Below are 1,663 nucleotides of genomic sequence, written 5' to 3'. Positions count from 1 at the left end.
CTAGTGACACGCCCCGCCACCGGACCAAACCACGTTTTCCCAGCTCAACCCACCTTCTCGCGGACTAGCCAACCACCTGATCTGTGGAACCCGGGTGCCAGCCGATCCCGGAATGGCGGTGTTCATGGTTATAGGCGGTGAAGAAGCTGTCGCAGAAGGCGCGGGCGTCGGCGAGGGAGCCGAACCGGTCGGGGAAGTCGGGCACGTATTTCATCGTCTTGAACTGCGCTTCGGAGTACGGATTGTCGTTTGACGTCCGCGGTCGTGAATGCGAGCGGAGCACGCCGAGGCTCACCAGCATCTCGGACACCGGTCTCGACACCATGACACCACCGCGGTCGGCGTGCAGAGTGTGCGGCTCGATCCCGTTGCGGGCGACCGCGTCGGCGAGGAAATCGCGGGCCACGACAGCGTCTTCACCGGCCGCGACGAGCCACCCGGTCACGTAACGGGAGTAGATGTCGATGACCACGTAGCAGCGATACCAGACGCCTTTGACCGGTCCTTTCAACGCGGTGATGTCCCACGACCACACCTGCGACGGGCCGGTCGCGACCAGTTCGGGACGCACCCGCGGCGGGTGGGTGGCCTGCCGGCGTCGTTCGCGGACCTGCCCGGCCGTGCGGGCGATGCGATACATCGTCGACAGGGAGCACCAGTACCGGCCCTCGTCGAGTTCCCGAGCCCAGACCTGCGGAATCGCCAGGTCGGCATACGTCGCACTGTTGAGCACGGCGAGGATGCGGACCCGCTCGGTGTCGGACAGCGCCGACGGCGGCGGGGTCCGCGGCGGCCACGGCCCGTGCACCGGCCCCAGCCCGCTGCGGCGGCGGTAGTGGGTCGCACGTGACGTCCCCGTCAACTCGCAGCCGCGTTGCACCGCTACCCCCGCCGATCGCAGGTCGGTGAGCGCCGTGGTCAGGATCTGCTCGACGGCGGATCGTTGTCCGCGCTCTCGGAGAGCTCCTCCAAGAGCGCGTGTGCTTTTCCCATAATGTCTAACGCCATCCGGGTCTTCTTCAGATCAGCCTGCAGTTTCTCGTTCTGCCGGCGCAGCTTCTCCAACTCGATCTGCTCAGCCGTCTTCCGAGCCGGCCGCCGCGATCCCGAGGATGAATCGTCGCTGTCGCTGCCGGTCAGAGCGCCAGCGTCGCGGGCTCTCGCCCACTCGATCAGATGCGACGAATACAAGCCTTCCCGCCGCAACACCGCCGCTTTCTCCCCATGCGGGGCATTCTCATACTCGGCGAGGATCCGCAGCTTGAACTCCGGGCTGAACGCCCGCCGCGACGGCCGCGGCGCCGGATCAGACCCACCCGGCACGGGCTGGTCCGCAGAAGATGTCGACACGTACACCAGGATCTCCGATCCCGCCCTCGGTCAGCACCCCGCACTCACACGCGGTGTCTCACACCATCCTGACCAAGAGGGACCAGCCCTGCGGGGCTGCCCCAGCCAGTCGTCGATCTTCACGTACAGTGCGATGAGAAGGGTGTTGAGGTCTGTCGTCACAAACGGATCATCAACACCCTTCGCTGCGTCCGCAGCCCCGGGTTGACTTAGGAATTACTCGTCTAGTCCCTGTCGCCCCTGGTGGGCGGCCCGTTCCGGGCTGAAAATGGGGGTCCGGTCGCTCGTCGACGTCGTTTGCTCCTTGGTCCTT

General features: G+C 66.1%; 2 protein-coding genes. Both read right to left on the bottom strand.

Annotated features, from left to right (window positions below; genetic code table 11):
• Nucleotides 1-64: 64 nt before the first annotated feature.
• Complete coding sequence (locus AB0H57_RS32775) at nucleotides 65-808, bottom strand: DDE-type integrase/transposase/recombinase (RefSeq protein WP_357512622.1); 744 nt, start codon at nucleotides 806-808, stop codon at nucleotides 65-67.
• A 110-nt stretch (nucleotides 809-918) separates the two neighbouring features.
• A complete protein-coding gene (locus AB0H57_RS32770; protein ID WP_357512621.1) occupies nucleotides 919-1,356 on the bottom strand; it encodes a transposase in 438 nt (145 codons plus the stop codon).
• Nucleotides 1,357-1,663 lie beyond the last annotated feature (307 nt).

Source organism: Micromonospora sp. NPDC050686, assembly GCF_040654475.1.
In the GTDB taxonomy this organism is placed as follows: Bacteria; Actinomycetota; Actinomycetes; order Mycobacteriales; family Micromonosporaceae; genus Micromonospora.
Note: the sequence above shows the minus strand (reverse complement) of the source record. Positions and strands in the feature narration are given on the sequence as shown.